The organism is Ruegeria sp. CDSC085, assembly GCF_059610465.1.
In genome coordinates this window covers 26,875-49,462 of the sequence record NZ_JBXWNR010000012.1, presented here as the reverse complement: position 1 = coordinate 49,462, position 22,588 = coordinate 26,875, and the positions used below count along the sequence as shown (strand labels likewise).

General features: G+C 57.4%; 30 protein-coding genes. 21 read left to right on the top strand and 9 right to left on the bottom strand.

The genetic code is table 11. The features are described 5' to 3' along the window. Positions 1-2: 2 nt before the first annotated feature. Complete coding sequence (locus AC2FJB_RS16280; RefSeq protein ID WP_496719537.1) at positions 3-584, top strand: FMN-dependent NADH-azoreductase; 582 nt, start codon at positions 3-5, stop codon at positions 582-584. A gap of 70 nt (positions 585-654) precedes the next feature. Beyond that, complete coding sequence (locus AC2FJB_RS16275; RefSeq protein WP_496719538.1) at positions 655-1,392, top strand: aspartate/glutamate racemase family protein; 738 nt, start codon at positions 655-657, stop codon at positions 1,390-1,392. Here AC2FJB_RS16275 and AC2FJB_RS16270 read toward each other — a convergent pair whose 3' ends face one another. After that, positions 1,393-1,923, bottom strand: a complete 531-nt coding sequence (locus AC2FJB_RS16270; RefSeq protein WP_496719539.1) for a prolyl-tRNA synthetase associated domain-containing protein — start codon at positions 1,921-1,923, stop codon at positions 1,393-1,395. An 89-nt stretch (positions 1,924-2,012) separates the two neighbouring features. Between AC2FJB_RS16270 and AC2FJB_RS16265 the strand changes: the two genes are divergently transcribed. Both AC2FJB_RS16265 and AC2FJB_RS16260 read left to right on the top strand, forming a co-directional pair. After that, complete coding sequence (locus AC2FJB_RS16265) at positions 2,013-2,531, top strand: hypothetical protein (RefSeq protein ID WP_496675947.1); 519 nt, start codon at positions 2,013-2,015, stop codon at positions 2,529-2,531. 107 nt (positions 2,532-2,638) lie between these two features. After that, positions 2,639-3,163, top strand: a complete 525-nt coding sequence (locus AC2FJB_RS16260; protein ID WP_496719541.1) for a hypothetical protein — start codon at positions 2,639-2,641, stop codon at positions 3,161-3,163. On the opposite strand, the gene AC2FJB_RS16255 is transcribed toward AC2FJB_RS16260, so the two are convergent. Continuing rightward, on the bottom strand, positions 3,160-4,047 hold the full coding sequence (locus tag AC2FJB_RS16255) for a sulfotransferase domain-containing protein (RefSeq protein ID WP_496719543.1): 888 nt from the start codon (positions 4,045-4,047) through the stop codon (positions 3,160-3,162). The genes AC2FJB_RS16260 and AC2FJB_RS16255 overlap by 4 nt on opposite strands. A gap of 250 nt (positions 4,048-4,297) precedes the next feature. Here AC2FJB_RS16255 and ffh point away from each other — a divergent pair, with 250 nt between their 5' ends. The 12 genes from ffh to AC2FJB_RS16195 all read left to right on the top strand — a co-directional run bounded on the left by ffh (position 4,298) and on the right by AC2FJB_RS16195 (position 11,657). After that, on the top strand, positions 4,298-5,794 hold the full coding sequence (gene ffh, locus AC2FJB_RS16250; RefSeq protein WP_117869910.1) for a signal recognition particle protein: 1,497 nt from the start codon (positions 4,298-4,300) through the stop codon (positions 5,792-5,794). After that, positions 5,791-6,348: a GNAT family N-acetyltransferase gene (locus tag AC2FJB_RS16245; RefSeq protein WP_496719545.1), complete on the top strand. Its 558-nt coding sequence runs from the start codon at positions 5,791-5,793 to the stop codon at positions 6,346-6,348. Before ffh ends, AC2FJB_RS16245 begins: the two co-directional genes overlap by 4 nt. Continuing rightward, complete coding sequence (locus AC2FJB_RS16240) at positions 6,345-6,896, top strand: GNAT family N-acetyltransferase (protein WP_496719547.1); 552 nt, start codon at positions 6,345-6,347, stop codon at positions 6,894-6,896. The genes AC2FJB_RS16245 and AC2FJB_RS16240 overlap by 4 nt, the downstream gene beginning before the upstream one ends. After that, positions 6,893-7,432 (top strand): GNAT family N-acetyltransferase, encoded by a 540-nt coding sequence (locus AC2FJB_RS16235; RefSeq protein WP_117869913.1) that lies wholly within the window; start codon positions 6,893-6,895, stop codon positions 7,430-7,432. Before AC2FJB_RS16240 ends, AC2FJB_RS16235 begins: the two co-directional genes overlap by 4 nt. Beyond that, on the top strand, positions 7,429-7,725 hold the full coding sequence (locus AC2FJB_RS16230) for a chorismate mutase (RefSeq protein WP_117869914.1): 297 nt from the start codon (positions 7,429-7,431) through the stop codon (positions 7,723-7,725). The genes AC2FJB_RS16235 and AC2FJB_RS16230 overlap by 4 nt, the downstream gene beginning before the upstream one ends. 71 nt (positions 7,726-7,796) lie before the next feature. Beyond that, positions 7,797-8,177, top strand: a complete 381-nt coding sequence (gene rpsP, locus AC2FJB_RS16225; protein ID WP_496675954.1) for a 30S ribosomal protein S16 — start codon at positions 7,797-7,799, stop codon at positions 8,175-8,177. A 12-nt stretch (positions 8,178-8,189) separates the two neighbouring features. Next, positions 8,190-8,825: a 5,6-dimethylbenzimidazole synthase gene (gene bluB / locus AC2FJB_RS16220; RefSeq protein ID WP_117869916.1), complete on the top strand. Its 636-nt coding sequence runs from the start codon at positions 8,190-8,192 to the stop codon at positions 8,823-8,825. 6 nt (positions 8,826-8,831) lie between these two features. Continuing rightward, a complete protein-coding gene (locus AC2FJB_RS16215; RefSeq protein WP_162896811.1) occupies positions 8,832-8,981 on the top strand; it encodes a hypothetical protein in 150 nt (49 codons plus the stop codon). Continuing rightward, positions 8,974-9,477, top strand: a complete 504-nt coding sequence (gene rimM, locus AC2FJB_RS16210; protein WP_117869917.1) for a ribosome maturation factor RimM — start codon at positions 8,974-8,976, stop codon at positions 9,475-9,477. Before AC2FJB_RS16215 ends, rimM begins: the two co-directional genes overlap by 8 nt. Continuing rightward, the gene (locus tag AC2FJB_RS16205; protein WP_299900405.1) at positions 9,477-10,292 is read left to right on the top strand and encodes a hypothetical protein; all 816 of its coding nucleotides are present in this window, start codon (positions 9,477-9,479) and stop codon (positions 10,290-10,292) included. The genes rimM and AC2FJB_RS16205 overlap by 1 nt, the downstream gene beginning before the upstream one ends. Continuing rightward, positions 10,289-11,098, top strand: coding sequence for a tRNA (guanosine(37)-N1)-methyltransferase TrmD (gene trmD, locus AC2FJB_RS16200; RefSeq protein ID WP_496719551.1), 810 nt, complete (start codon positions 10,289-10,291; stop codon positions 11,096-11,098). Before AC2FJB_RS16205 ends, trmD begins: the two co-directional genes overlap by 4 nt. 133 nt (positions 11,099-11,231) lie before the next feature. Continuing rightward, the gene (locus AC2FJB_RS16195; protein WP_117869920.1) at positions 11,232-11,657 is read left to right on the top strand and encodes a hypothetical protein; all 426 of its coding nucleotides are present in this window, start codon (positions 11,232-11,234) and stop codon (positions 11,655-11,657) included. Here the strand turns inward: AC2FJB_RS16195 and AC2FJB_RS16190 are convergent. Next, entirely contained in the window at positions 11,654-12,454 is an 801-nt protein-coding gene (locus AC2FJB_RS16190) for a glycoside hydrolase family 25 protein (RefSeq protein WP_205511819.1), read from the bottom strand. The two genes, AC2FJB_RS16195 and AC2FJB_RS16190, sit on opposite strands and share 4 nt — an antisense overlap. A 370-nt stretch (positions 12,455-12,824) precedes the next feature. Here AC2FJB_RS16190 and rplS point away from each other — a divergent pair, with 370 nt between their 5' ends. From rplS to AC2FJB_RS16175, 3 genes are all read left to right on the top strand, one after another. Then, positions 12,825-13,208: a 50S ribosomal protein L19 gene (gene rplS / locus AC2FJB_RS16185; RefSeq protein ID WP_117869922.1), complete on the top strand. Its 384-nt coding sequence runs from the start codon at positions 12,825-12,827 to the stop codon at positions 13,206-13,208. An 11-nt stretch (positions 13,209-13,219) separates the two neighbouring features. Next, positions 13,220-13,441, top strand: coding sequence for a 50S ribosomal protein L31 (gene rpmE, locus AC2FJB_RS16180; RefSeq protein WP_050605278.1), 222 nt, complete (start codon positions 13,220-13,222; stop codon positions 13,439-13,441). A gap of 173 nt (positions 13,442-13,614) precedes the next feature. After that, positions 13,615-13,842 (top strand): hypothetical protein, encoded by a 228-nt coding sequence (locus AC2FJB_RS16175; RefSeq protein WP_117869923.1) that lies wholly within the window; start codon positions 13,615-13,617, stop codon positions 13,840-13,842. A gap of 8 nt (positions 13,843-13,850) precedes the next feature. Here AC2FJB_RS16175 and AC2FJB_RS16170 read toward each other — a convergent pair whose 3' ends face one another. Together AC2FJB_RS16170 and AC2FJB_RS16165 are read right to left on the bottom strand one after the other, a co-directional pair. After that, entirely contained in the window at positions 13,851-15,446 is a 1,596-nt protein-coding gene (locus AC2FJB_RS16170; protein ID WP_496719554.1) for an MFS transporter, read from the bottom strand. A 78-nt stretch (positions 15,447-15,524) separates the two neighbouring features. Beyond that, entirely contained in the window at positions 15,525-16,412 is an 888-nt protein-coding gene (locus tag AC2FJB_RS16165; RefSeq protein WP_117869925.1) for an AEC family transporter, read from the bottom strand. A 217-nt stretch (positions 16,413-16,629) separates the two neighbouring features. On the opposite strand from AC2FJB_RS16165, the gene AC2FJB_RS16160 reads away from it, so the two are divergent. After that, a complete protein-coding gene (locus tag AC2FJB_RS16160) occupies positions 16,630-17,439 on the top strand; it encodes a division plane positioning ATPase MipZ (RefSeq protein WP_117869926.1) in 810 nt (269 codons plus the stop codon). Positions 17,440-17,530: 91 nt separating this feature from the next. Here the strand turns inward: AC2FJB_RS16160 and AC2FJB_RS16155 are convergent, their stop codons facing one another. The 4 genes from AC2FJB_RS16155 to AC2FJB_RS16140 form a co-directional block, all read right to left on the bottom strand. Further along, positions 17,531-18,016, bottom strand: coding sequence for a GNAT family N-acetyltransferase (locus AC2FJB_RS16155; protein ID WP_299900383.1), 486 nt, complete (start codon positions 18,014-18,016; stop codon positions 17,531-17,533). Positions 18,017-18,255: 239 nt separating this feature from the next. Beyond that, positions 18,256-19,083 (bottom strand): class I SAM-dependent methyltransferase, encoded by an 828-nt coding sequence (locus AC2FJB_RS16150; RefSeq protein ID WP_299900381.1) that lies wholly within the window; start codon positions 19,081-19,083, stop codon positions 18,256-18,258. Positions 19,084-19,328: 245 nt separating this feature from the next. Then, complete coding sequence (locus tag AC2FJB_RS16145) at positions 19,329-20,579, bottom strand: adenylate/guanylate cyclase domain-containing protein (protein ID WP_496719557.1); 1,251 nt, start codon at positions 20,577-20,579, stop codon at positions 19,329-19,331. 60 nt (positions 20,580-20,639) lie between these two features. Continuing rightward, entirely contained in the window at positions 20,640-21,092 is a 453-nt protein-coding gene (locus AC2FJB_RS16140) for a MarR family winged helix-turn-helix transcriptional regulator (RefSeq protein WP_117869928.1), read from the bottom strand. A gap of 57 nt (positions 21,093-21,149) precedes the next feature. Between AC2FJB_RS16140 and hmgA the strand changes: the two genes are divergently transcribed. Continuing rightward, entirely contained in the window at positions 21,150-22,505 is a 1,356-nt protein-coding gene (hmgA, locus tag AC2FJB_RS16135) for a homogentisate 1,2-dioxygenase (protein ID WP_496719559.1), read from the top strand. The last annotated feature ends 83 nt before the right edge of the window (positions 22,506-22,588 follow it).

The window sequence follows — 22,588 nt, the reverse complement described above, 5'->3', positions numbered from 1 at the left end:
CAATGGCTACAACTATCCTTCATATCGACTCTTCTGCCCGCCGCGTGAATTCGACCACCCGCGATCTGTCCGACCGCGTGGTCAAGCAACTGGGCGCAGAACGCATCATCCGTCGTGATCTGGCCACCCCCTTGCCCCTGCTGACGGAAGACTGGATCGCCGCCAATTTTACCCCCGCCGACCAGCGCGACGACGTACAGCGCGACCGGCTGGCCCTGTCGGACGAACTGGTTTCCGAATTGCAAGACGCCGACACCATCGTCATCGGCCTGCCGATCTATAACTTCTCGGTCCCCGCGGCGTTCAAGGCGTGGATAGACCTGGTTGCCCGCGCGGGTCTGACCTTTTCCTACACGGAAAACGGCCCCAAAGGCCTGCTGGAAGGGAAGCGTGCCATTCTGACCATCGCATCGGGCGGTGTTCCTGTCGGGTCCGAATCTGATTTCGCGACCAATTTCGCGCGCCACGTTCTGGGTTTTATCGGCATTCACGACGTCGACGTCATCGCCGCGGATCAGATGGCCGCAAACCCGGATGCGGCGCTGGAGAATGCCCGCAAGGCAGTGGCGGAGCTTGCAGCCTGATCGCCTCTGGTCAATAGGCGTTGAAACGTCCAGTCTGCCGGTTAGCAAACAGGCAGACTGGACGGGGCGCATGAAAAAAATAGGTATTCTGGGTGGCGTGGGCTGGGCCTCGACCGTCGACTATTACAGGGCCATTGCCGAAGGGGCCGGGCGTTATTTCGCTGAACGTGGTCACGGCTCGCCTTTGCCAATCCCTCCGATGACCATCGAATCCGTCACGCAGGCCAGGACACGTGCCCTTCGTGGTGCTGTCGGGGATGAGGCAAGCTGGGCGGATTTTGACGCGGTGTTCCGCGACGCCCTGCTGACTCTCGAACGCGCCGGGTGCGATTTCGGCATCATCGCGTCCAACACCCCCCATGCGCGGCTACACGCGATACGGCAGGGTGTCTCGATGCCAATCCTCAGCATCTTTGACGCGACCGCCGAAGCCACTGCAGGAACTGGCGCGTCCAAGGCTCTGGTCTTGGGAACAGCCGTGACGATGCAGGCCACCAACTATGCGGATCGTCTGGACGCCGAAGGCATTGCCGCAAATGAACGGTTGCCCGAACCCGAGATTTCCGAGATGCAGGCCATGATCGACAGTGACTTCTACGGCGGCGCATCCGACGCGGCCCGGGCCCGACTACTGGCCTTTTGCGACAAGTACGCCAGCCCCGGAACCGCGATTCTGCTGGCCTGTACCGAGCTTCCACTGGCTTTTCCGAACCACCTGGACGATCCGGTGTTCGAAGCTGACGGACACCTGTTCGTCAACCCGTCAGCCGCGCATGTTGCCGCCGCACTGAAAGAGGCGCTGATATAATCAGGGCAACCAGGTGACCTCGCACCCGATGCGATCGAAGAAGGCCATCATATCTGCCCGCTTCAGGGCCACGGTGCGGTCGTTGACAAGGGGGTGCATGTAAATCAACTCGGCCTGTTTTGCCGCCGCATCCATGAAGAACCGTACATCATTCTGAACTCCGTTGATCATCGCCAGCGGGCTGACCGCGCCGGGACGTATGCCTAGGTTCTGGAACAGACGGTCCGCCGAGCCAAAGGACAGGTTGCCAATGCCCAGCTCGGCCCCCAGCGCCTTAAGATCAATCTCGCGGCTTTGCTCCAAGGTCACCAGATAGTTGCGCTTTTTCTTGTCGCGAAGATACAGGTTCTTGACCCGAAGCGCGTACTCTCCCGGCACCATGAACTGGTCTTCAACCGCCTTGGCATCCTCAACCGTACGCAAAGGCGCATGGGTATGCAGGCGATAGGTCAAGCCCCAGCCATCCATCCGCGTCAACAATGCGTCGGAGCTCAGCGGCAGTGTGTCCTGATAGGCGGATGAAGCGTCCACGAAACCCTCCTGTTTAAACTGCTCATCGCGCACCAAGGCTTGGAATTCAAGCGCGGGACATACAATCGCCCGGGTGATAGCCTGTCCGAATGAAAGTCGCGCGCAACACACCCCAACAGCTGATCCTCAGCGATACCCCCTGGTTCTTCGGAATTCTGTTTGCTTTGAATACCCTGATTTTTGCAGCGCTTGGCCTTTTGCTGACATGGGCTGGCGGGTCGGCTTTCTGGTACGGGTTGAGCATGATCATCTTTGGTGGCGCTATGGGTTTATGGAGCTTTCACCTGCTGGTGAGGCGCGTTCAGGTAATATTTGACCGGACCAAGGGCACGTTGGTGATCCGTCAGAAATCCATCTTCGGATATGCAGCTATAGAGCACGCTCTGTCCGACCTGTCCCATGCAGAAGTTGAAACCATACTGAACAAGCCCGCATGGTTGTTCGCAAGCCGTCATCGTCCAGTTCTGTTGCTGGACAAGGGTATGAGTGCGGGTCGTCATCCGATCATCCAAGCTTTTTCGACCGGAACCTGTGCCGAACGCATCACCGGCACGGTCAATGACTGGCTTGCTGCACGTGGAGGTGACCCCGGCACCCGCTCTGCCTGAAATCAAGGAGATGCGGTCTTGGTGCCTGCCTGTTTGCGATTCCATTCGCGCAAGGCGCGGGCAAATCAAACTGGAACAGGGTGTTGGAACGGTGCTAGCATACCGCCATGAAAGTGACCCGAGACACCCCGAACCAACTGATCATCGCCAATACGCCCTGGTTCATCGGTATCATGCTGGTCATTTTCATTCTGGCCTTTGTCGGTTCCGGTATTTTCCTGATGAGCACGGGCGGCGAAGGCATCTGGTTCGGCCTGATCTTCGCCCTGGGCGGAGGCGGTCTTGGCTTTTGTGCCTTTTGCGCTTTTGTAAGACGGGTTCAGATCATTCTGGACAGGAGGAAGGACAGTATCCTGATCCGCCGCCAATCCGTCTTTGGCTATGAAGCGGTTGAACACACGCTGTCCAACCTGTCCCACGCTGAAGTCGAAAGCACGACATCCCGCGGCAAAAACGGCACCTCGACGCTGTATCGCCCGGTCCTTGTTCTTGAGAAAGGGATGAGCGCCGGTCGCCATCCCATTGTCGAAGCATTTTCCAGCGGGTCTGGTTCTCATCGGTTGGCTGATGCCGTAAATGACTGGCTTCCATCGAAGCTCGGGCAAGACCGTCGTGAAGTCGGGGCGGGTTAAGGGGCCAAGCCGCGTTCCAGCCACAAGCGTTCCTCGGGTGAAACTAACTCGGACATACATGCACCGTAACGCCCCATGTCTTCCGCCGTTAACTTGCCTTCCCATTTCTCGCTGGTTCCTGAGGCAAAGAACTGCGCGTAGTCGTGGAAGACAGTTTGGAAGCCCGGCGCTTGTGCCGCGCGTTCGGCATTGTTTTTCATCGAACCGAAGCTGCCTGCCTCGGCGATGTCGTTGACCAGTTTTGGATCGATATTGATATCTGAAATCCGGGCTATCCGGGCCACCTGACCCGGCAGGTCACGACTGAGTTCTGCATAGTGCAGAAAGTGAATATTGGGCAGCTGCCGGTAACCCCAGAAGGATCGAAAGTGATGAATGATCGATCTGAGAGTCAGATCATCCGTGCCCCTGGACGATGCGGGCCGTTCCAGAAACATCGCAAACGCCTCGGACAAATCATCGGGAAACAGATAGTCCAGCCAGTCTTCCTTCATATTGGCAACATGATTTCGAAGCGAGAAATGCACGTCAACCGGGTGGCGATGCACCACAAGATAAGTCGCATCTGGTGAATAAGTGATCCCGTCCAAAGGCGTATGAGTCTTGATGCAGCGCCGATGCGTCTGCGCCTCCAATTGAGAGGCTTGTTCTTCCTGATCCCTGAATCCAGCGTCCAACCATGGCGAGACCTTGTTGTCATAAACTGCAGGATCCGCTCTACCGGTGATCAGCATCCGAACCAGCGTCTGCGTCCATGTTGTTCCACACTTGGGCGGTGTGCAGACAAAGATATCGTCTGGACGGATATCGAAACTGGACCAGATGTCTGTGTTGGTGACTTGTCCGACATACTCGTTCGTTCTTTGCGGAAGATTGTCCTTCATAGCGCCCCTGGACTTGGTCCATCCAGATTACACCACGCGCGGTGCGTTTACCTAGGGCCCACCTTGACTCGGGCAGTCCATCGGCGTAGATGACGCCCCAACATCCGGAAGCGTCTGATCTTCCGGTCCCTTGAGTCGTTCAGGGATCGCCCCCCACCAGCGAGTTTCGCCCGTGGGGGCAATTGTGCATTTAACCGGTGTTTCTTATCTAAGAAGCGCCATGAGATAACCGGCTAAGGAGGCCGAAGGCATGTTTGAAAATCTATCCGAACGCCTCTCTGGTGTCTTCGACCGGCTGACCAAACAGGGCGCCCTGTCCGAGGAAGACGTCAAAACCGCCCTGCGCGAAGTGCGGGTTGCCCTGCTGGAGGCTGACGTCTCGCTGCCGGTTGCAAGGGAATTCGTCAAGAAGGTGCAGGAACAGGCGACCGGTCAGGCTGTCACCAAGTCGATCACACCCGGCCAGCAGGTCGTCAAGATCGTGCATGACGCTTTGGTTGACACCCTGCGTGGCGAGGAAGACCCGGGTGCGCTGAAGATCGACAACCCGCCCGCGCCGATCCTGATGGTCGGCTTGCAGGGCTCTGGTAAAACGACGACCACCGGCAAGCTTGCCAAACGCCTGAAAGAGAAAGAGGGCAAGAAGGTCCTGATGGCCTCGCTGGACGTCTATCGCCCGGCGGCGATGGATCAGTTGGCCGTTCTGGGCACGCAGGTTGGTGTAGACACTCTGCCGATCGTGCCGGGCCAGAAACCGGTAGACATTGCCAAGCGCGCCAAGCAACAGGCGACGCTGGGCGGCTACGACGTCTATATGCTGGATACCGCGGGTCGTCTGCATATCGACGAGGTTCTGATGAACGAGGTCGAGCAGGTCCGCAACGTGGTCGACCCGCGTGAGACGCTGCTGGTTGTCGACGGCCTGACTGGTCAGGTCGCCGTCGAGGTGGCCGAGGAGTTTGACGCCAAGGTCGGTATCTCGGGCGTGGTCCTGACACGGATGGACGGTGACGGGCGCGGCGGTGCGGCACTGTCGATGCGCGCCGTGACCGGCAAACCGATCCGCTTTGTCGGTCTGGGCGAGAAGATGGACGCGCTCGAAACTTTCGAGCCGGACCGGATTGCCGGTCGTATTCTGGGCATGGGCGACATTGTTGCCCTGGTCGAAAAAGCCCAGGAAACGATGGAGATGGAACAGACCGAGCGCATGATGAAGCGCATGGTCAAGGGTCAGTTCAACATGAACGACCTGAAAATGCAGCTGGAACAGATGATCCAGATGGGTGGCATGCAGGGCATGATGGGCATGATGCCGGGCATGGGCAAGATGGCCAAACAGATGGATCAGGCCGGACTGGACGACAGGATTCTGCGCCAGCAGATCGCCATGATCCAATCCATGACCAAGCGCGAACGTGCCAACCCGCAACTGCTGCAAGCCAGCCGCAAAAAGCGCATCGCGGCGGGTTCCGGGATGGAGGTCAGCGATCTCAACAAGCTGCTCAAGATGCACCGGCAGATGTCGGACATGATGAAGAAGATGGGCAAGATGGGCAAAGGCAAAATGCTGAAACAGGCCATGAAAGGCATGTTCGGCAAAGGCGGCCCCAGCCCCGAGGACATGGCCGCAGGAATGGATCCCAAGGCGTTGGAGCAGGCGGCCAAGGCCATGGGCGGCAAGATGCCCGGTCTGGCGGGCGGCATGGGTCTGCCACAGGGCCTAAGCGGGTTCGGAAAGAAAAAGTGACGCCAGCACGCTGCACCCAGCCCCCGTCCGGAAAGGCGGCGATGGCAGCAGCGCAATATCGCGCAGCCATGCCGGTCATTCAGACCCGGCGGCTGGTTCTGCGTGTGCCCACCCTGGACGACCTGCCGATGTGGACGTCGATCTGCAACGACAGCTTTGGTGATACCGCGCAAGACGCGTGGACCGAGTTTTCCTATTATACCTCGGGCTGGCTTCTGCATGGTCACGGGCTGTTCTCGGTCACGCTAAAGAGTGATGATCGCGCAATTGGCTTCGTCGTTCTGGGCCTGGAATGGGACGATCACGAACCGGAACTTGGCTATATGTTCAGCGCTGAACACCGCATGCAGGGCTATGCCACCGAGGCATGCGCCGCCGTACGTGATTTCGGATTTGACCTGCTCGGATCCGGGCAGTTTGTAAGCTACGTTTCGCAATCCAACACCCGTTCGAACGCGCTTGCACAACGACTGGGCGCAGCGCGTGATGCCAATGCAGAAAGCGCCTTTGGACCAACCCAGCATGTCTGGCGGTACAGCGAGGGGCAGGAATGACATTCGCGATGCCAATCCCGACGCTGGAAACCGAACGCCTGATCATGCGCGCGCCGTCCGAGGCTGATGTCAACGCGGACACTGCCTTCTTTGCCAGCGAAGCCGCGAAGTTCGTCGGCGGTCCTCTGCGCAAGGATGAGGTATGGCGGGTGGTTGCCTCGCTGCTGGGTCACTGGGCCATGCGCGGCTATGGGTATTGGAGCGTCGATGAAAAGGACACCGGCACCTATGTCGGGCGGATCGGACTTTGGTTTCCAGAAGGCTGGCCGGAACCCGAGATAGGTTGGACTCTGTTGAACAATGCCACCGGCAAAGGTTATGCGACCGAGGCCGCGCAGACTGCACGCACCTATGCCTATGATGTATTGAGTTGGGAAACCGCGATCTCACTGATCGACCTGGACAATCACGCCAGCAAGGCCGTGGCCAAGCGTCTGGGCGCGCAGTTCGAGTATCACTATGACCACCCCAAGTTCGGAAAGTCCGAAATCTGGCGGCACCCGGCACCCTCGGATCTGGTGAATGGCGGAATGGAGGCTTACGCATGACCTCTTTCACCATCCCCACCATTGAAACCGAACGCCTGATCCTGCGCGCCCCGCATCTGGATGACCTGCCCGCGATGACCGTGTTCTTCGCAACCGAGCGCAGCCATATGGTGGGTGGCCCCAGGGATGCGTTCGAATGTTGGAACTCATTGTCGAACCGACTGGGTCATTGGGCGCTGCGAGGTTATGGCCTTTGGCACCTGACCGAAAAGGCTGGCGGGGCATTCGTTGGCTGGGCCGGAATGATCTACGTGCCGGGCTGGGCGGAACCGGAATTGGGCTGGACCTTGCTGGAAGAAGCCGAAGGTAAAGGGCTGGCCTTTGAAGCCGCCCAGGCTGCGCGCGCGTACGCTGCACGACATCAGGGCCTGAACGGCGTGATCTCATACATAGCTCATGCCAATGATCGTTCGCGCGCCTTGGCTGAACGGCTTGGTGCCACGCTTGAGCTTGAGAATGCCGAACTTCTGGGCAAGCACGCTCAGATCTGGCGCCACCCGCAGATAGACTTGACCACCGAGAGGACCGGCCAATGACCAACCCCGTGACACAGGCTGCCACGCTGTTGAAAGAGCATCGCGAAAGCATCGACCGACTGGACGCGATCCTCGTCTATACGCTGGGCGAGCGGTTCAAGCACACGCAGGCCGTTGGCAAGCTCAAGGCCGCACACGACCTTCCCCCGTCCGATCCCTCGCGCGAAGCTGCGCAGATCGCACGGTTAGAAGACCTGGCGAATGAAGCCGATCTGGATCCCGACTTCGCCAAGGCTTTCCTGAACTTCATCATTCAGGAAGTCATCCGACACCACCGGAAGCATCAAGAGTGAACCTCCGGTTCAACAAACACCAGAACTAACCGGCACCCACGCCGGATACGCCATTCAAAGGAGATACCACCATGGCAATGAAAATTCGTCTCGCCCGCGGCGGCTCGAAAAAACGTCCCTTCTATCGCATCGTTGCGGCTGACAGCCGTATGCCTCGCGATGGCCGTTTCATCGAGAAACTGGGCACCTACAACCCGCTGCTGCCGAAAGACAGCGAAGAGCGCGTGAAAATGAACATGGAGCGCATCCAGTACTGGCTGGATCAGGGCGCACAGCCCACCGACCGTATCGCTCGTATGCTGGAAGCAGCCGGTGCCAAAGATAAGGCAGAGCGCAACAACCCCAACAAGGGCACCCCGGGCAAGAAAGCCCAGGAGCGCGCGGAAGAAAAGGCGGCAAAGGCGGCTGAAGCGGCTGCTGCACCGGCTGAAGAAGCCGCCGCAGAAGAATAAGCAGGCGGACGCGTGCAAGATCAAACTTTTTCTGACGATTTTCGCACGCAGTTCGACCTGTTGTTGCGGCTCCGGCGTGATGTGCGCCGGTTCCGCTCCGAGGCGATTGACGAGGCAGTGCTGGCGCGCTGCCTCGACGCATTTCGACTGGCCCCTTCGGTGGGGCTCAGCGAACCCTGGCGCGTGATCCGCGTCGAAAGCGAAGCGGCTCGGGCCGCAGCGCTGAAGAATTTTCGAACCGCCAATGACCACGCTTTGGCTGGGTACTCGGGTGACAAGGCGCAGCTGTACAGCAGCCTGAAGCTGTCCGGGATGCAAGAAGCGCCTGTGCAGCTAGCCGTCTTCTGCGACGACGGCACCGAAAAGGGACTGGGACTTGGCGCCGGTACGATGCCCGAGATGCGGCGCTATTCTGTCGTGTCCGCGATCACCCTGTTCTGGCTTTCACTTCGCGTGGAAGGGCTGGGGCTGGGTTGGGTTTCTATACTGGATCCCGACCAGATGATGCGCGATCTGAATGCTCCCGAGACCTGGCGTCTGATTGGTTATTTCTGTGTTGGCAGGCCAGAGCAGATGTCGGACATGCCTGAACTGGAACAGGTCGGCTGGGAAAACCGGGCACAGGGCCTGATGATCGAAACACGGTAAGACCTCATGTTCGGATTGATACGACTTCCCATTCTGCTGCTGATCGCCTTTATTGTAGGCGTGTTCTTTGAGCGCAACAACCAGCGCGAAGCCTGCAATGGGCTTGGCGAATGGAGAAACGGGATATGTTTGACGACAGGGGCAGCCAATGAGTGATCTGATCTGCGTCGGCAGAGTTGCGGGGTCTTATGGCGTGCGAGGTGAGGTGCGACTGAAGAGTTTTTGCGCCGTTCCCGAAGATATCGAGGCCTATTCGCCGCTGACCGATGAAGCGGGCAAAGAACGTTATCCGGTGGTATTGACGCGCACGATCAAGAACGGGTTCGCGGCCCGCCTTGGTGGCGTTGAGACCAAGGAACAGGCGGATGCCCTGAATGGTTTGCGCCTTTTTGCGAGGCGCGACCAGTTGCCTTCGCTGCCCGATGACGAGTTCTACCACAACGATCTGATCGGGCTGGACGTCTATGACACCGGCGGCACCCTTTTGGGCAAGGTCAAATCCGTGCAGAACCATGGAGCGACAGACTTGTTGGAATTGCACGGGCCGGGCTTGAAAACCACGGTTTTGCTACCTTTCACGATGCAAGTTGTACCCACAGTGGACTTGGAGCAAGGCCGTATCGTAGCCGACCCGCCCGAAGGCCTGATCTGATGCGTCGGGTCCTGTTGCATCTGGGCCTGCACAAGACAGGCATGACCGCAGCACAGTCCTTCCTTCATGAAAACCGGAAACTGATCTGGCCCCGCTTCGCATTGGTTCTTCCCTATAAAACACGCAACTGCGGCTTAAGCGAGATGGCCACGCGTCATTCGCTTTATCGGCTGGATGCAACCCTGGCGGGTTTTGGGAGTCACCTGCACGCGTTTCTCGACAAGCTGCACTTCGGTGCATACCGGGGGTTGATCCTGAGCGAAGAAAACTTCGCAGGCTTGCGCCCCAGCAGGAATAAGCATGAAGGTTACGGGGCCGCACCGGAACTGGCGGAAACTCTGGTCAGCGTCGTTCGGCGTCGGTTCCTGGGCAACAAGACCGACATCACGATCTACATGTCCTTGCGCAACCGCGATCAATGGCTGCGGAGCCTGTGGGCCCATGACTTGCAGAAATCACGCATGGTGCAGGACTTGGACACTTTTTCGACCGACCTTGCCCATTTGCCATCCCTTCAGGAAACCGCCGACGCCGTCAGGAACCGGCTGCCGTCTGTCACAGTCCGAACGGAATGGATGGAGGCGTTGCAGAACCACCGCTTTGGTGCAGGTGCGCCGTTGGCCGAATTTTTGAACCTGCCGCCCGAACAATCGGCACAGCTTGTCGGGCCTGCACATAGCACGCCTGCATTTTCCGACGATGTGCTGCTGGAAATCCTGGCTCTGAACCGTTCCTCGCTGGACGAAACCGCCATGATCGCCCAGAAGAAAGCACTGATTCACTCCGCACAGAACGAACTGGCCCGCCAGACATGACAGAGAAACCCAGCAGATCCCATGGCCGTAAGGCAATCCGTCCTGCCCTGAAACCACGCGAGCTGATGACGCCGAGTCCTGACCTGCACGGGGTCTGGAAAACCAAGATCATCACTCTGTTCCCGTCCGCCTTTCCCGGTGTTCTTGGCGAAAGCCTGACAGGCAAGGCCTTGCAGGAAGGGCTATGGCAACTGGAAACAGTGGATCTGCGACAGTTCGGTATAGGCAAACATCGCAACGTTGATGACACCCCGGCCGGGGGTGGCGCCGGAATGGTTCTGCGGGCCGATGTTCTGGGTGACGCGATCGAGCATGCGATGGCAGGTGTTCAAGGGAACTGGCCGCTGATCTACCTCAGCCCGCGCGGGCGCCGCATGGATCAGCGCATGATGCAGAATCTTGCCCGTTGTGACGGCATTACCCTTCTGTGCGGTCGTTTTGAAGGCGTGGACGAGCGCGTTTTGGAACATTATGGCGTGCAAGAGGTGTCGTTGGGTGATTTCGTCATGACCGGCGGCGAAATTGCGGCACAAGCCCTGATTGATGCCACAGTACGGCTGATTCCCGGAGTTCTTGGAAATCAGGCTTCGACCGAAGAGGAAAGTTTTGCCTCGGGTCTGCTGGAGCACCCCCAATATACCCGTCCGGCAGATTGGAAAGGACACCCGATCCCCGAGATTCTGATGTCGGGCCATCATGGCCGGATCGCGGGGTGGCGCCATAAAATGGCAGAAGAAATCACGCGCGAACGGCGCCCTGATATCTGGGCAGAGTATGTCATAACCAACTCCGAATCTCAGGACTAAGCCCGCATGATGTGGCCGGGTTGCCGAAGGTTCTAGGTTTGTCAGATTGCCAGTTTTAGTTGATCACACCTCAATGTATTCGCTCTTAGGTTCCATGGGGTTTGGGATAAAAAGAAGTAAAACTGAAGTTACTATGAAAAAGCTACTGCTTGGCACTTTATTGGTTGCCTCCGCCTGTACCACCAAACCGCTTGGGATGTCCGTTCCGACGCAAGCCGGTCATAATCTGCACTCTGCGAAGGTTGCCGTTGATTCCTGCTCTCAGGAAGCTGACGAGGGCGGCAACAGCGCCGTAATCGGCGGTTATGCAACCAATATCCTGCTTTGGGGCATCATCATCGGGCCTGCCGTCACCGCGCCATTTCAGGACGAGCTGCGGCAACAGGGCGAAATCGATCAGGTTGATCGCTGCCTACGCGCACGCGGTTTCGAGCGGCGCGAACTGACCGCGGGTGAGTCGTTCTGGGTGCGAAACGCCTTTGGTGATGAACGCGAACGGCGGCTGGACCACCTGGTCGGGGGCGGCACTATCGAAACCTACGGAACATCACAAAACTAGCGCCGCGCTTTCCAGCTGGCCCAAGTCTCTGGGGTGCCGTTGAACGTGTTGATGTCCACCCTACCCTGAACCCCCGGCACCAGCCCGGTGCCGGTGTATTGCCAAAACCGCCAGACCGTGCGGGGATAGACCTGACGCGGATGGCCTGCGACGGATCGCAACCAGAACTCGGTTTTGGGCAAACGCCCGATATCCGTATCCGCAAAGAAATCCACTGTCGTGTAGACAATCGGACGCCGACCATAATGCCGTTCGAGAATGTCCAAAAAGCGCTGCGCTTCGGCGCGGACAGTTCTGCCATCGGGCCGCAACGTGCAGGTCTTGGAATGCGGCGTCCACTCCATGTCAAGAACATGCGGCAGATCTGCCCCTTTCGGGACGTTCTGAATGAACCAACGTGCCTGTTCCCGGGCCGATCGGCAGAAATAATAGTAGTGATAAGCCCCCCACGGCACGCCCGCTGCCTGAGCACCGCGCCTGTGGTCGTCGAATAATGGATCCGCCACATCGCCGCCTTCGGTTGCTTTCAGAAACGCAAAGCTTACGCCCGAAGCTTTGGCCGTGCGCCAGTCTATCGGTCCCTGCCAGCGCGAGACGTCAAGCCCGTGGATCGGATACAAGCCAGGGTGACGGCCCTCCCAGTCATGTGGATCGGCGTCACCAAAATCAGGATAGATTACGGACGGTGCTGTCCTGTCCACGCCCGGCGTGGGCTCCACGACCTGCGGTTTCGGGCCGCCGCGTCCACACGACATAAGCAAAGCGGCTGCAATCGTCAGCATAAGTCCAATTCGCATCATGGGGTCCTGTCTGAAATTTCTGCTCTTTCAATTCCCTTCAGAATGCCTGATCTGACTGCTGTGGCAACGGTGGGATTTTCGAAAGGCGGATTCCCACTGCTTCGCCATACGATTTGTCCTTGATCCCGGCACACAATACCCTTAAACGACCGCAATCCGGTGCCGCAATTTGCGACTCCGGTGTTTTGGTTTGATTCATGGCTTGAAGCTCGGCTTTCTTCGGCGGGGATGTGTCAGATCAAACCAGACCAAAGGAACATTCGATCTGACCTCTGGCGGGCTGCATGCAGGACCCGGTGAAGACCAAGAGCTCTCAGGCCGTGCCCAAACTTCGTGGACCAACCACGAGCATATAGGAGTACCTGCGATGGATCTTATCGCACAGCTTGAGGCGGAACAGATTGCCGCCCTGGGGAAAGACATCCCCGACTTCAAAGCGGGTGACACCATCCGTGTCGGCTATAAGGTGACCGAAGGGTCGCGCACCCGTGTGCAGAACTATGAAGGCGTCTGCATCGCGCGCAACAACGGCAATGGCATTGCCGGTTCGTTCACCGTTCGCAAGATTTCGTTTGGCGAAGGCGTGGAACGTGTGTTCCCGCTGTATTCGACCAACATCGACAGCATCACCGTTGTCCGCCGTGGCCGCGTTCGCCGCGCCAAACTGTACTATCTGCGCTCGCGCCGTGGTAAATCCGCGCGTATCGCAGAAGTCACCAACTACAAGCCCAAGGCTGGCGCCGAAGCGTAAGGAACGGAAAGATGAAAAAAGACATCCATCCCGATTATCACGTCATCGACGTCAAAATGACCGATGGCACCGTGGTTCAGATGAAGTCCACCTGGGGCGCCGAAGGCGATCAGCTGGCTCTGGAAATCGACCCCTCCGTGCATCCAGCATGGACCGGTGGCTCGTCGCGCCTGATGGACGCTGGCGGCCGCGTGTCGAAGTTCAAAAAGAAATACGAAGGTCTGGGCTTCTAAGTCTGACTGGTTTCGAATTCGAAAGGCCGTCCCTTGGGGGCGGCCTTTTTTTGTAAGCTTCCATGTGTCTTATGGACGCGACACCGGACAAACCGGACAAGATGCGTTTGGGCACAGGCTCAGTGATGCTACACTCCGGGTGACCAACGCCCAGCTTCCACGGAGACCCGGACATGCCCCAGTACAACGACATGATCGAGCTATCGGTCGAGGACATGGATCTGATTGAAACGGCATTGCGCGGTTCGATCGCTTCGTTGTCACAAGCTGCACTGGACGAACCAGAGAACAGCAGGACCAACCGTGAAGACACATTGCGGCGCATTCACGAACTTCTGGGCAAGCTGCACGATCAGAAGGTCTTTTTTCGTCCTCATAAAGGGGTGTACCTCGGAGGTTAGGGACAAGGCTATCGCGGTTTGCGCGTCAAGTCCGCTGCACTGTGGGGAGGGGGAACTGGTCCACGCAATAGCATGAGTGCCAGAGTCATCCCGGCCAGCGCCGCGATCGCTGCAACCATCATGGCACTGTTAAAGGCGTTGTCCTGCATATCCCTTAGGGCTTTCGCCAATTTACTTCCCGTTGCCGGATCCATCTCCGAGATCAATTGCTGTATCTGGCTGGGCGCTCCATGTGTCAGCGCATGGGCCAGATCCTCGCGCTGGGTTGACCCGGCAGGCAACGCGTCGATCACCTCGGACAGACCGCGGCGTTTCGTGATTGCTTCAGCCAGACCTCCGACCACGGCGCCAAGTGTTGCTCCGAAATAGAGACAGGCGTTTATGACCCCCGAACCCTGCCCGACATGTTGCTCGGGTAACAGGCGCAGACCCAGACGAGGCAACAGCGAAAAGCAGATGCCCAGCCCGACCCCGACGATCAGCAGCTTCCACCAGATTTCGGAAAAATGCGTGGTGTTCGTGGTTGTCGTCAGCAGCAGGAACCCGCAGGCCATTGCCCCCAGGCCAATCGCGATCGGCCACTGAAAGCTGTACGGGGCAAGAAAGCGGGGCGCGGTGACAGATATCACAAACATGCTGAGGCTGAGCGGCATAATCGCCAGCCCCGCATCGATGGACGAATACCCAAAAGCATCGGGCGATTGGACGAATGTATTGAAATAGACAAAGAAGCAGAACAGCGTGAAGCCGGTAAAGAACATCCCCGCCGCGGCCATCAAATAACGCGGATGGCGAAAGTACCGAAGCTCGATCAGGGGGTCGTCGCTGCGGCGGGATACGATGACAAGGGCAATTGTCGACACGGCCGCCACGCCCAGAGGCACCAGCGTCAGAGGCGAAGTCCACCCACCGCTTTCCCCATTGCTGAGCGCAAAGGACAATGGCCCGAGGAAAAACAGTATGGCAACGGCCCCTGCATAATCGAACTTTGCGTCGGCAAGACGGGTTTCGGGAACATATTTCCGTTTTCTGACATGCAGACCGATGGCAAAGGCCAAAGCCAGCAGAGCCAGGTCGGCTGCAAAGACCGCGCGCCAACTGACATAGTGACCGAATGCGCCGCCGACGATAGGCCCTACACCAATCGCCAGTCCGACAATCGCGCCCCAGATTCCGGTGACGCTGGCGCGCTGCTCCTCGGGCGTGGCTGCCGTCAACAGTGACAAAGAGGTGCCAAACAACGCCGCCGCGCCTGCACCTTGCGCGCAGCGCCCGATGAGCAGCATGGCCCCATCCTGAGCAAACAGGGCCGAGGCTGACCCGATTGCAAAGACAACCATGCCAACGAAAAAAACACCCATCTTGCCGGTGATGTCCCCCAACCGGCTAACGATGCAAACAAGCGTCGCGCTGGTCACGGAATACGCGGCCATCACCCATTGCAATCCTGACGGGGTCAAATCGAACTCGGCCTTGAGGTTGGGCAAGATGGTGGTCACAGCAGTGGTGTTAAACCCCACGACCGTCATGCAAATTGCCGTTAAGGCCAGCACCACGCGGGCGCCGGATTGCGGAGGTACATTTGCCGAGGTCTCGTCGCCCATTAAGCACTCGCAAACCAAGATTGTTTGATACGATTATTCATCAGTTTAGCGATTTCTGACCCTGCGCATAGGGCTGCGTCAGATCCAGTAGGACAAGGCAAACGGCAGCACCAGGATTGTGCTGAGCGTGGAGACAAGAATATACCCGGCCACATCTGCCCCGTATTCCGGAACATGCTGGTCGATAAACAGATAAGTCGCCACGGATGAAGGCATCAGGCAACACAGGATCAGAGCACCCCGTTGCGCTCCCGTAAAACCAAACAACCAGATCAGAACGCTGGCAATTGCAACGGCCATCGCCAGATGCAACGCTGTCAGCAGAACAGCACGGCCCAGGCTTTTCACTTGCAACGTCGCAAGAGTATGCCCCAGTGTCAGCAGCATGAGAGGGATCGACAACCCACCAAGGATGTCAAAGGACTTTGCGACCGGTTGTGGCAGGCTTTGCCCGGTCGCCATCAGGATCAGAGAGAACCCCACGGCGTAAATAATCGGGGACGTCGCCAGTTTCCTGGCTGAGAATTCTCCGGCGGGAATCCACATGCCCACGGTAAAGATGCTGATCAGCACCACCACCACGAACGCCATGGTGTAGGCCATACCTGCATCACCCAGCGCCAGCAGAGTGATCGGCAGGCCAATGTTGCCGACATTGCCGTGCATCAATGGTGTCAGAAACGCGCGCACCGGCAAGCGGAGACTCCTGAGCGCGACATACCCCAAAACGCCGAAACCGGCCACCGCAAGGGCAGCGGCGGTCATCATGTCAAGAAACGTGCCTACGGCCAGTTTGGTGGTCGACAAATGAGAAATGATCAGTGTCGGATAGCCAACTTTCGAAACGATCCCGCCAATGACCTTGTTGTCAAATGGGGCCTGAATCACGGCAAGAACATAGCCAATACCAGCGCAGATCAGAACTGGCAGAACCACGTTTAATACGTTCAGGAACAGGTGCTCCAAGCAGAATTCTCCTAGCCGAAACCGTTTTTCGACAGTGAATCAGCGTCATTGCATTGGCAAGCGCCCTGTGTAACCCGTGTTCTGCGTTAGGTTTTCCCAAATAGAGTCTGATATTGCCCGAAAGCGCCGCTTGAGGTTCTTTTCATCGCGGTCGACACAACATATAGTGGGCACCAACAACGTGTAGTGAAGCACGGCGAGACTTGGGAATACAAGCATGGCACATATCATTGTGGTCGGGAACGAAAAGGGTGGCGCAGGCAAATCGACCGTGTCGATGCATGTGGCAACCGCACTGGCCCGATTGGGGCACAAGGTCAGCACCTTGGATCTGGACCTGCGTCAACGCAGTCTGGGACGCTATTTCGAGAACCGCAACAACTTCCTCAAAAGCTCGGACCTGACTCTGCCAAGCCCGCGCCATCACGACCTGCCCGAGATTGATGCCGCCACGCTGAAACCGGGCGAGAATATCTATGACCATCGCCTGTCTGCCGCCGTTTCCCAACTGGAAAGCGACAGCGACTTTATTCTGATCGACTGCCCGGGGTCTCATACCCGGCTCAGTCAGGTGGCGCATTCGCTGGCCGACACACTGATCACCCCGCTGAACGACAGCTTCATTGATTTCGACCTGTTGGCACGGATCGACTCGCAGGGTGAGAAGATCCTTGGCCCCTCTGTCTATTCCGAGATGGTCTGGAACGCACGACAGTTGCGGGCGCAGGCTGGACTAAAGCCCATCGACTGGGTCGTCGTTCGCAACCGCGTCGGTACACAACGCATGGTCAACAAGGAAAAGATGCAGCGCGCGATCGAGATGCTGTCGCAGCGCATCGGTTTTCGCGTCGCATCGGGCTTTTCCGAGCGGGTTATTTTCCGCGAGTTGTTTCCCCGTGGCCTTACCCTGCTGGACCTCAAGGACATCGGTGTCAAACAGCTGAACATCTCGAACATCGCCGCCCGTCAGGAGCTGCGCGACATGATGAAAGAGCTGAACCTGCCGGGTGTGGAGATTGATTTCTGATATGCTGCTTCGGCGGCCGCTCTGCGGACAAAGTTGCCGTTCCGCTTGGAGGGCCATATGTCCGTTTAGCTGAGAGACAGTAAGTTTTGTTTCAAAGTCCCATACTCATCTCATGCCATGCCATTCCTCCGTGGTCGGAGGCAGAGCGTCTCAGATAGCTATAGCCCAGCTTCTCGTAAAGCGACACGTGATGCTCTTTGCACATCAGATGGATCGTTGCCTTGTTCATCTGCTGCATTCGCCTGACAAACTCATCCATCAGAGACCTTGAATAGCCCTTGCCTTGTTCGGTCGGGTCTACGACAACGGACATGATGACCACATTGGGCGCGTCAGGGTCGTGGCCGATAAGTTCCTTGAACTCCTCGTCAGACATTTCAACCTCATGAGCGCATCCGCAGTTGATAAAGCCAACGACCGTTCCATCCACTTCAAGGATCAGAAAGCCATCGGGGTAGGTCTCAATCCGTCTGCAGATTTTGGCGTGTGTCGCAGCCTCTTCACCTTCGTAGGCCGCGGTCTCGATTTCGAAGCAGCGATCCGCATCAGCGGCATGGGCATTTCTAAACTTGCACATACAGTTCTCCCACTTGTTATGGAGAGATATAGCCTAAGAAACCCGAAGCTGTCTCGCGGCCGGCAAAGCGTATCGATAACCAGACAAAGGCGCGAATTGCAGCCTCTGCCGAATTGGCTTGAACTGTTCATCTGACGGTTTCAGCAGGTCATCCGGTCGGTTCAGGGGATATCAAAACCGGCTAGCGGGACAAACTTGCCAGTCGCTGCACGCGCATAATCACAAAGAGTTTGCTAAAGTCAGCGGCGAACGGCCGAAACGATGACGGACGGAGCCGGGACCAGAAAACCGCCATTGTGTTTAATACCTTGAGAGCGAGTACGTGCCGCCAGATCAGAGCGAATTGCATCTCGTTTTAGGACTGGCTGCGCTCCCAAAAGTGATGCTGCGCGAACGGCACCTTGGTCAAAGGCATCAAACAAGTCTTCAGGTTGCTGCACATGCAGTTCTGACGGCACCTCGATCAACTGAACCTCTGCAAATCCCGCTTTGGTGACTTTAGTTTCAGCAGCAGCGCGGTCCGCAAGCATATGAGCATCAGGTCCGAAGGGCAATGTGACCGAGGGGTCGCCCAGACGTCCAACCGCATCGAACAACCAACCGAATGCACCATCTGATCCTTTCCCTCTCCAGATTGAAAATGCGATATGCCCTCCCGGTCTCAATACCCTTGCCGCTTCCGCCAAACCACGTTCGGGATCGGGAAAGTGCGGTACGCCGAAACCAATAGTGACAGCATCAAAGCTTTTATCGGCAAAGTCCATTGACATCGCATCTCCTTGAATGAAGGAAGCGTCCGGCACAGCTGCTTGCGCAAGGGAAATCATTGCCGCAGAAAAGTCGAGCCCGGTTACAGTAGCGCCTCTTGACGTGAGTTCTGCAGCGACCACACCATGCCCGCTGCATAGATCAAGAACCGTTGATTTAGGTCCAGCCGAAACTGCATCCGAAAGCCTTTGCGCCACAACGAGCGTAGCTCGGTCGAACCCATCTGCATAACCCTTGGCGATAGCTGGATTGGCCCAACCTTCGCGCTCCATCTTTTCAAAATCATTGAGGTCGGTCATGCATCCTCCAAATCAGGTCAACGTAGCATCAACAATTTTCTGAAGCCAATGGAAGCCCTCTTCGCGCCCTACGATAGCCTCCCGGCAGTCTTGCCACGACCTCCGCTGGAAGCTCAAAGCAGCTATTGGATTAAGGCCGCATTATTCTTGAACGTCCGGGCTAACCCGCCGCTCATGCCCAGCTAAACCAAGACGTTCCATCTAGTCCTTCAGGTTCGGAAATGCTGAACGTAATAGCCGCAGTTTCACTCGGTTCCTGATGGTTCGCCGGGACTGTATACCGTAAACAGCTCTTTCGGCTCATTCACACCCCGCAGCATGTAGCGACCGACCGAGACAAGTTCCTGCGCGCAGGGTCGTGCAGCGCGGGCGACGTCGTCCGAGATCAGGATTCTCTGACCCAAAGACCGGTGCATGCCCGCGATGCGGGCGGCCTGGTTTACAGCCGGGCCGATCACGGTGAAGTCCAGCCGCGTCTCGGACCCGATATTGCCATAGAGAATTTCGCCGGAGTGTAGCGCCAGCGTATAGTTTGCCACAGGCAGGCCTTGCGCACGGCGTTTGGCGTTCAGTTCATCCATGCGGGACTGCAACAAAGGCACGGCGCTCAGCGCAGCGCGAGCGTCTTCGTCGATCTCTCCGACATCGAACATGGCCATCAGCCCGTCGCCCATGAATTTCAGGATGTTACCGCCCTTGTCATGCACCACACCCACGGCAACAGCCAGATAGTCGTTCAGCATATCGATGATCTCATGCCCTGGCAGGTCTTCGGACAGCGTGGTGAAGCCTTCGAGGTCGAAATTCCAGATCACCGCATCGATTTGCTGTAAGGACCCGCGCCGAATTTCACCCGACAGAACCCGGCGACCGGCATCCCGCCCCAGGTAAACCCGCATCAGATCCTTGGCCAATTCCTGGTTCTTTGCGGATTTGAGCGCCAGCCCCAGATGCGGCAGTACAGTGTGTATTCGGTTCAGATCGCTGTCTTCAAATCCGTTCGGTGCGTCGCAGGTCCAGGACATCAGAACGCCATCGCTGACCTTTTTCGTGCCGTCGGGGCGCAGTTGTTTCGCTCCTTCGTAAGACAGGCCGGTGGCATAATAATCGGTTGCTCCGATTTCACGCAGATCGTTCAGCAGGGGAAAGCGGCTGGGTTCGTTGTGCTCGACCATTTTGACCCGGATTTCATCCAGATCTTCGTTTAGCAGCGCATAAAGAGGGCTTCGCTGCCAAACTTCGCTGGGCGTGTCCGTGTATTCAAACGTCTCGGATTCGCCACCCGCGCCGTTGTACCAGCTGTAACCGGTGCCGCCATAGACCGGATGCAGGGTCGATTGCGCCGCATGAAAGCGCATCAACGGAACACCCATATCTACCAATCGGGTACAAAACCCTTCCAACAACTCTTCTTGCCCGGCGCCCTCAAGCCCCTTGTTAACCAACCAATCGATCAGAGAATGTGTGGAATCCGAAGCGGAATCTAGCGAGGTCATTTTAATGTCCGTATCAAGCATGATCCCCATTTGGGGGCGGCACGCATCAATTGCCATAGGTCAGTCCAAACCGGCCAACCTTTGCAGCATTTGACGCAACAACGCGGCCTCTTCCGGTTTGAACAGGCCTGACAGTTTCGCATCGTACTTGGCAGCAACGCCGCGCAGGTCACGATACACAGCCTGCCCTGCCGGTGTCAGTGTCAGCCATTCCGCTCGCCGATCCGCTTCGTCCCGCGTGCGTTTCAGATATCGACGTTCTTCCAGCTTGGCGACCGCACGGCTGATCTTGGTTTTGTGCATTCTGGCGCGCTCTCCGATTTCCTTGGCGGTCATCTCGCCAAACAGCCCCAAATGGAACAACACCCGCCATTCGGTTCTGAGCATCCCATAGCGGCCCTTGTAAACAGCCTGAAACTCAAGCGAAGCCCGTTCGGCAGCCTGATTCAGCAGGAAGGGCAGAAAATTCTGCAAATCAAAGTCATCATTTTTTTCGGATTCATCGTGTGTCATGCTTGTTAGTTACAAAATCAACTATTAACCGACAAGCAGCAAACGGAGGAAAACGCAATGAATCGTCCGACTGATCCGCATACGCTGACACAGGCTGCAACGCCTGTCGGAACTCACGCAGGCTATATGCCCGGCTTTGGGAACGACTTTGAGACCGAGGCCCTGCCCGAGGCCTTGCCGCAAGGGATGAACAGCCCGCAACGGTGCAACTATGGTCTTTACGGAGAGCAGCTGAGTGGCACGGCCTTTACCGCCAACCCACCTGAGCGCACCTGGTGCTATCGTATTCGCCCATCCGTAAAGCACTCGCATCGTTATGAAAAAATCGATCTGCCCTACTGGAAATCGGCCCCATGTATTGATCCGGATGTGATCAGCCTTGGTCAGTACCGTTGGGATCCCATCCCGTATTCCGATGAAGGTCTGAATTGGATGACGGGTATGCGGACCATGACGACCGCAGGTGATGTGAACACGCAGGTCGGCATGGCAAGCCACATCTATCTGGTCACGGAATCCATGGTCGATGACTATTTCTTCTCGGCAGATTCCGAATTGCTGGTTGTGCCACAGGAAGGGCGCCTGCGATTTGCGACAGAACTGGGAATCATTGACCTGGAGCCAAAGGAAATCGCGATCATTCCGCGTGGTTTGCTGTACCGGGTTGAGGTTCTGGAAGGCCCTGCGCGCGGCTTTGTCTGCGAGAATTACGGTCAGAAATTTGAGTTGCCGGGTCGCGGGCCGATCGGGGCCAATTGCATGGCCAATCCGCGCGACTTCAAGGCACCGGTGGCGGCTTATGAAGATCGTGAAACCCCTTCTACCGTGACAATCAAATGGTGCGGGAAATTCCACACCACCAGGATCGGCCACAGCCCGCTGGATGTCGTGGCATGGCACGGCAACTATGCGCCCTATAAATACGACCTGCGCAACTATTGCCCCGTCGGCGCGATCCTGTTTGACCATCCCGACCCGTCGATCTTTACCGTTCTAACGGCCCCGTCCGGCCAGCCGGGTACGGCCAATATCGACTTTGTCCTGTTCCGTGAACGCTGGATGGTGATGGAAGATACCTTCCGCCCGCCATGGTACCACAAGAACATCATGTCCGAGCTGATGGGCAACATTTACGGTCAGTACGACGCGAAACCGCAGGGCTTCGTGCCGGGTGGGACTAGCCTGCATAACATGATGATCCCGCATGGCCCTGACAGGGAAGCTTTTGACAAGGCGTCATATTCCAATCTGGGGCCGGACAAACTGGATCAGACGATGTCGTTCATGTTCGAAACCCGCTTCCCACAGCACCTGACCCCGTTTGCTGCCACCGAAGCGCCACTGCAGGATGACTACATCGACTGCTGGACATCCCTTGAGAAAAAGTTCGACGGGACGCCGGGCAAGAAATGAGCCGCCCACTGGTTCACTTTCATTGCAGCCGTTCTGCTGGCGTGGAATTGAACCGGTTGCTGAGCTAACATTCCTCGGCAACC

Excerpts from the sequence above, each read along its gene's own strand:
- trmD (WP_496719551.1), top strand. The coding sequence starts at position 10,289 with ATGACAGAGAAACCCAGCAGATCCCATGGCCGTAAGGCAATCCGTCCT.
- rplS (WP_117869922.1), top strand. The coding sequence starts at position 12,825 with ATGGATCTTATCGCACAGCTTGAGGCGGAACAGATTGCCGCCCTGGGG.
- AC2FJB_RS16160 (WP_117869926.1), top strand. The coding sequence starts at position 16,630 with ATGGCACATATCATTGTGGTCGGGAACGAAAAGGGTGGCGCAGGCAAA.
- AC2FJB_RS16155 (WP_299900383.1), bottom strand. The coding sequence starts at position 18,016 with ATGTGCAAGTTTAGAAATGCCCATGCCGCTGATGCGGATCGCTGCTTC.
- AC2FJB_RS16140 (WP_117869928.1), bottom strand. The coding sequence starts at position 21,092 with ATGACACACGATGAATCCGAAAAAAATGATGACTTTGATTTGCAGAAT.
- AC2FJB_RS16275 (WP_496719538.1), top strand. The coding sequence starts at position 655 with ATGAAAAAAATAGGTATTCTGGGTGGCGTGGGCTGGGCCTCGACCGTC.
- rimM (WP_117869917.1), top strand. The coding sequence starts at position 8,974 with ATGAGTGATCTGATCTGCGTCGGCAGAGTTGCGGGGTCTTATGGCGTG.
- AC2FJB_RS16150 (WP_299900381.1), bottom strand. The coding sequence starts at position 19,083 with ATGACCGACCTCAATGATTTTGAAAAGATGGAGCGCGAAGGTTGGGCC.
- AC2FJB_RS16240 (WP_496719547.1), top strand. The coding sequence starts at position 6,345 with ATGACATTCGCGATGCCAATCCCGACGCTGGAAACCGAACGCCTGATC.
- AC2FJB_RS16145 (WP_496719557.1), bottom strand. The coding sequence starts at position 20,579 with ATGACCTCGCTAGATTCCGCTTCGGATTCCACACATTCTCTGATCGAT.
- ffh (WP_117869910.1), top strand. The coding sequence starts at position 4,298 with ATGTTTGAAAATCTATCCGAACGCCTCTCTGGTGTCTTCGACCGGCTG.
- AC2FJB_RS16175 (WP_117869923.1), top strand. The coding sequence starts at position 13,615 with ATGCCCCAGTACAACGACATGATCGAGCTATCGGTCGAGGACATGGAT.
- AC2FJB_RS16260 (WP_496719541.1), top strand. The coding sequence starts at position 2,639 with ATGAAAGTGACCCGAGACACCCCGAACCAACTGATCATCGCCAATACG.
- rpmE (WP_050605278.1), top strand. The coding sequence starts at position 13,220 with ATGAAAAAAGACATCCATCCCGATTATCACGTCATCGACGTCAAAATG.
- rpsP (WP_496675954.1), top strand. The coding sequence starts at position 7,797 with ATGGCAATGAAAATTCGTCTCGCCCGCGGCGGCTCGAAAAAACGTCCC.
- hmgA (WP_496719559.1), top strand. The coding sequence starts at position 21,150 with ATGAATCGTCCGACTGATCCGCATACGCTGACACAGGCTGCAACGCCT.
- AC2FJB_RS16190 (WP_205511819.1), bottom strand. The coding sequence starts at position 12,454 with ATGCGAATTGGACTTATGCTGACGATTGCAGCCGCTTTGCTTATGTCG.
- AC2FJB_RS16195 (WP_117869920.1), top strand. The coding sequence starts at position 11,232 with ATGAAAAAGCTACTGCTTGGCACTTTATTGGTTGCCTCCGCCTGTACC.
- AC2FJB_RS16280 (WP_496719537.1), top strand. The coding sequence starts at position 3 with ATGGCTACAACTATCCTTCATATCGACTCTTCTGCCCGCCGCGTGAAT.
- AC2FJB_RS16230 (WP_117869914.1), top strand. The coding sequence starts at position 7,429 with ATGACCAACCCCGTGACACAGGCTGCCACGCTGTTGAAAGAGCATCGC.
- AC2FJB_RS16205 (WP_299900405.1), top strand. The coding sequence starts at position 9,477 with ATGCGTCGGGTCCTGTTGCATCTGGGCCTGCACAAGACAGGCATGACC.
- AC2FJB_RS16235 (WP_117869913.1), top strand. The coding sequence starts at position 6,893 with ATGACCTCTTTCACCATCCCCACCATTGAAACCGAACGCCTGATCCTG.
- AC2FJB_RS16170 (WP_496719554.1), bottom strand. The coding sequence starts at position 15,446 with ATGGGCGACGAGACCTCGGCAAATGTACCTCCGCAATCCGGCGCCCGC.
- AC2FJB_RS16265 (WP_496675947.1), top strand. The coding sequence starts at position 2,013 with ATGAAAGTCGCGCGCAACACACCCCAACAGCTGATCCTCAGCGATACC.
- AC2FJB_RS16255 (WP_496719543.1), bottom strand. The coding sequence starts at position 4,047 with ATGAAGGACAATCTTCCGCAAAGAACGAACGAGTATGTCGGACAAGTC.
- AC2FJB_RS16215 (WP_162896811.1), top strand. The coding sequence starts at position 8,832 with ATGTTCGGATTGATACGACTTCCCATTCTGCTGCTGATCGCCTTTATT.